The sequence below is a fragment of the Pseudoalteromonas sp. S3260 genome, from assembly GCF_005886925.1.
In the GTDB taxonomy this organism is placed as follows: Bacteria; Pseudomonadota; Gammaproteobacteria; order Enterobacterales; family Alteromonadaceae; genus Pseudoalteromonas; species Pseudoalteromonas tetraodonis.
In genome coordinates this window covers 1-4,639 of the sequence record NZ_PNCV01000127.1, presented here as the reverse complement: position 1 = coordinate 4,639, position 4,639 = coordinate 1, and the positions used below count along the sequence as shown (strand labels likewise).

The window sequence follows — 4,639 nt, the reverse complement described above, 5'->3', positions numbered from 1 at the left end:
ACTCCCGCCTACTGATATGATTAACGTTGACGGTTATCGTAGACGGGCTTTATGCCGCGCAAGGTCATTATTCACAAAGAGGGCGAAGAGACGCTGCGCTGAAAAGAGAAGGCGCTGGGTGCTAGGTTGTGCCCGTAGCCCACTACCCGCCGCCCGAGAACTTTACCTTTCCCCTTTAACCTCAATCAGCTTGCTAATTCGGCCATCGCTTTTTGGCTAAACAAGTGCATAGTTACATAATGTCGTTTTTTAATAATCGTCTTCACAATTTCTTGATCTATATTCAAATAATCATGCACAAGCGCATTGCGTAAACCGATTATTTTACGCCATGAAAGCAACTCATTATCGGTTAAAACACCGAGTTGCGTTAGTTCACTAAATGTTTGGTAGGCATTACTGCTTGTCGTGTTTTTATACTTTTTAAGCCAGTGCTTAGATAAACCAATACACACTTCTGTCATTAACTGTAACAAACGCTCTGCGGCACGGTAATCTCGACTATTAAGCTGCTCGACTTGGCTTAATTCGTTGAGCTCTAGCATATATTCATCAATATGTCGTGTTACTTCACTTATATAAAGCGCTATTCCTGTATCAATCATGCTCACTCGCTATCATCTCAAATTCAAATTGGCTATAAATACGCTGCTGCTCTTTCATCGCTCTAAGGCTATTCTTGCCTAAAATGGCCTGCCCGTATTCTACTACATTGAATGCAAGGTAACTGGGGATTAAGTTTATATCAACGATTGAAATAAGCTGCTCGTTTAAGCTAAGCGCATTGCTGATTTCTAGCTCGAGTTCTTTTGGCCTGAGTCGTTTATCAAACGAGCTAAGATCAAAATTTTTAAAAGCGATAGCAAGATCAATATCACTATGAGGTTGTGCTGTACCTTTGGCGTGAGAGCCATACAACCAAACCACTTCAATGTCGCTATTTTTCTGCAAGTAATTAACTATTTGTTGAAAAATATTATTGCTCAAAATAAAAAACCATTAGTAAAAACTAAGATAATCATAACTTATCTGTTTTATACTGAACACTAAAACCGATAATGTACTTTTATTCACGTAAATTAATTTTAAGTGGTGTATTCACCAAAGAAGCGCTAGGTAAAAGGCGCTAGCTTCTGGGGAAGTAGCTAGGTGCTAAGTTATGCCCATAGCCCAAAACCCGCCGCCCGAGAACTTTTACCTTTCCCCTTTAATCACTTTCTCTGTGTACTCTGCGACCTCGGTGGTAAATAGTGTTTTAATTTATTTTATTCACCACGAGGAAGAAGAGGCGCTGCGCTGAAAGAGGAAATAAAAAGGCCAAATATTATTATGTAGCAGCGATTTTATATCGCGTCAGATTTAGGTCATTAAGCATAGAGACGCTGAAAGAGAAGGCCAAAGGCGCTAGGCTGTGCTCGCTACTCGTCGCTCGAAGCCCGTCGCTCGTAACCTTTAATTTCAATCTTCCACTTTTTTAGATCTTTTTGCGTAACCAAAACAAGCTGCCTTCGGTGGCTATCCACGCTTGTTTACCCAGTGAATTTAGGTATATCCCTACTTCTTCTTTACTGCCTGGGCTGTAAAAATCAAAGTCGTCACTTTTTAGTTTTTCTTGCCCAGTAAGTAGCTTTATAAAGTGTTTATTAAGCTGTTTAAGTTGCTTTTTGTATTGCTTGGCTTGGCTAGAGTCACCATTTTTATGAAATTCACTCAAGGCGCGGCTTGCTGTGGCATGGAGCTCTTCGCTGTCGAAGTCAGCTAAAAACGCATCTAGCTTTTGCCACTGGCCTTTAATTATGTAGCAGTTCATTAGCCAATGCCGATTCGCTTGATTATCCATGGGGTTTAATTGCAACAGTGTTTCAAATTCATCAATGGCAAGTTGTATATTGCCTTGTAGTGCGTTAATTTGTGCTCGGTGCGACCGTAGCATCATATAAGGGCGTGTTTCGTGGATCAGCCAAAAGTGGCCTTGGTTTTGTGCTATGTATTGCTCTGTAATAAAACCCTCAAACAGTTCAAGTAACGCTTCTATCGGTTCAAACGCGCTGGGGGTAAAGTCGCTAAGGATTGCTTCCATTAATTGATCAATCACTTCGTCGTCAATCATTTTGCCAGCAGCAAAGTCATTGCTGTACTGTTGGTGTGCAAACTCTTCTAAAAATTGTTCGTTAAACGCGGCTTCGTCTTCATCGCTCCAGCGGGTGTTTTCAATAAAACGAATGTTGTAAAGCGCGTCGGCTACAAAGTAGATGTAATTCTTTTTAAATGATTGCGCTAAGCCCTGGTTGCTAGCAAATTTTTTCACTGCAGCTTGCTCAGAGCTGAAGGCACTAAGTACTTCATTCAAACTTGCTAGCACCTCTTTTTGGTGTTTGTTTAGGCTGCGTTTATCAATAAACTTAAGTGCCTGTAATGCCCCTTTACAGTAGTTTGGTAATGGCATATTAGCTTTGAGTGAATCGCGGTAATCGGTTTTCGATAAGCTGCATTTAGTGGGCATTTTAAAGTCTTCGCTCATCACTTTTTGCATGCTGTTATTGTAATTTTCCATCAGGCTTTCGAGGTACTTTAACTCAGCGTCTGTTGTAAAATTAATCTCACCTAGTAGGTCTGGCTGCCATTGGCTGGGCATTATTATGTCTGGCAGTAAGCCTAATCCTAAAAAGTAACCCTGAATAAAGTAATAATCTGGCTGTTTTACACTTAGCTTACTAAGTTTTATAACTTCGCTACGAATTTTTGCGGGCGACATAACTCACTCTTTTTGATATTTTTTATTACAATAAAGCCGTACTTAAAAACAATCAAGTGAGTTAACGTTTAAATAGGCTAGCCTTTAGTATACTTGGCCTGTATAATTTGCCGCCTTATTTACACCTATTGCCTGGTCTATTTTCGCACCTGCTGCGCCCATAACCCTGTCAGTATTTTTCTAGGACACCTTTTTTTGATCTCCACCGCAAATATTACGATGCAGTTTGGCGCAGAGCCGTTGTTTGAAAACATTTCAGCTAAATTTGGTAACGGTAACCGTTACGGTTTAATTGGCGCTAACGGCTGCGGCAAGTCGACATTTATGAAAATTTTAAGCGGTGCGCTTACGCCTAGTGCAGGTAATGTGTCTATTACGCCGGGGCTAAAATTAGGTAACCTAAGCCAAGATCAGTTTGCGTTTGAGCAATACAGCGTAGTTGACGCGGTAATTATGGGCGACGTTGAGCTTTGGAAAGTAAAACAAGAGCGCGACCGTATTTATTCGTTGCCTGAAATGAGCGAAGAAGACGGCATGAAAGTGGCCGAGCTTGAAAGCATCTTTGCTGAAATGGACGGTTACACCGCAGAAAGCCGCGCAGAAGAAATACTACTTGATGCGGGTATCGATAAAGAATTTCATTATGGTTTAATGGCAAACGTAGCCCCTGGTTGGAAATTGCGTGTGCTTTTAGCACAGGCGCTATTTGCTAATCCTGATATTTTGCTACTTGATGAGCCAACCAATAACTTGGATATTCATACTATTACGTGGCTTGCGAATGAGCTTAACCAACGTAAATGTACCATGATTATTATTTCCCATGACCGTCACTTTTTAAACTCGGTATGTACGCACATGGCCGATATTGATTACGGCGAGCTGCGTATTTACCCAGGTAACTACGAAAAGTACCTTGAAGCCTCAGGCTTACAGCGCGAACAGTTATTAGCTGAAAACGCGAAAAAAAGCGCTGAAATAGACGAGCTACAAGACTTTGTTAACCGTTTTGGTGCTAACGCCTCTAAAGCAAAACAAGCCAGCTCGCGTGCTAAAAAAATGGACAAAATTAAGCTTGATGAAGTTAAAGCATCAAGCCGTATGAGCCCGTCACTGAGCTTTGACGAAGGCAAAAAAATGTATCGCCAAGCGCTTGAGCTAACCAAGCTTGGCCATGGGTTTGACGGTGAAACGTTATTTACCGGCGGCGACTTATTGCTAGAAGCGGGTGCAAAGCTTGCGGTAATTGGCGAAAATGGTGTGGGTAAAACCACCTTTTTACGTTGTTTAGTTAACGAGCTTGAAAGTTTACACGGTGAAGTTAAATGGTCAGAAAACGCGACCTTTGGTTACTGCCCACAAGACAGCAGCAAAGACTTTGATAACGACTTAACTTTATTTGATTGGATGTCGCAGTGGCGCACTGCTAAACACAACGATTTAATGGTTCGTGGCATGTTAGGGCGTTTATTATTTACCGCAGACGATTCAAATAAAAAAGCGCGTAACTGTTCAGGTGGTGAGAAAAACCGTTTGTTATTTGGTAAGTTAATGATGCAAGACGTTAACGTACTAATAATGGATGAACCAACAAACCACATGGATATGGAAGCCATTGAAGCGCTTAACAATGCGCTAAAAGACTTTAAAGGCACGCTTATTTTTGTAAGCCATGACCGTGAGTTTGTATCGTCACTAGCAACGCGTATTGTTGATATTAAAGACAAGCAAGTGATTGACTTCCAAGGTACGTTTGACGAATACCTAGCAAGCTGCGAAGAAAACAAAGTAGCTTAGAGCTAGGTTAAAGGTTAAACCATTTTAAAAGCGGTGTTTGTTTAAGCGCCGTTTTTTTGTGTCTGTATTTCGGGGTTCGGGGTTCGG

4 protein-coding genes are annotated in these 4,639 nt (G+C 41.3%); 1 reads left to right on the top strand and 3 read right to left on the bottom strand.

Annotation, left to right across the window (positions count from 1 at the left end):
* Window positions 1–185: 185 nt before the first annotated feature.
* The 3 genes from hepT to CWC14_RS16345 all read right to left on the bottom strand — a co-directional run bounded on the left by hepT (window position 186) and on the right by CWC14_RS16345 (window position 2,755).
* Window positions 186–605, bottom strand: a complete 420-nt coding sequence (gene hepT, locus CWC14_RS16355; protein ID WP_138563915.1) for a type VII toxin-antitoxin system HepT family RNase toxin — start codon at window positions 603–605, stop codon at window positions 186–188.
* Entirely contained in the window at window positions 598–987 is a 390-nt protein-coding gene (gene mntA, locus CWC14_RS16350) for a type VII toxin-antitoxin system MntA family adenylyltransferase antitoxin (protein ID WP_138563913.1), read from the bottom strand. The genes hepT and mntA overlap by 8 nt, the downstream gene beginning before the upstream one ends.
* Before the next feature lie 487 nt (window positions 988–1,474).
* The gene (locus CWC14_RS16345) at window positions 1,475–2,755 is read right to left on the bottom strand and encodes a tetratricopeptide repeat protein (protein ID WP_138563911.1); all 1,281 of its coding nucleotides are present in this window, start codon (window positions 2,753–2,755) and stop codon (window positions 1,475–1,477) included.
* A gap of 195 nt (window positions 2,756–2,950) precedes the next feature.
* On the opposite strand from CWC14_RS16345, the gene CWC14_RS16340 reads away from it, so the two are divergent.
* On the top strand, window positions 2,951–4,552 hold the full coding sequence (locus CWC14_RS16340) for an ABC-F family ATPase (protein ID WP_076923146.1): 1,602 nt from the start codon (window positions 2,951–2,953) through the stop codon (window positions 4,550–4,552).
* Window positions 4,553–4,639 lie beyond the last annotated feature (87 nt).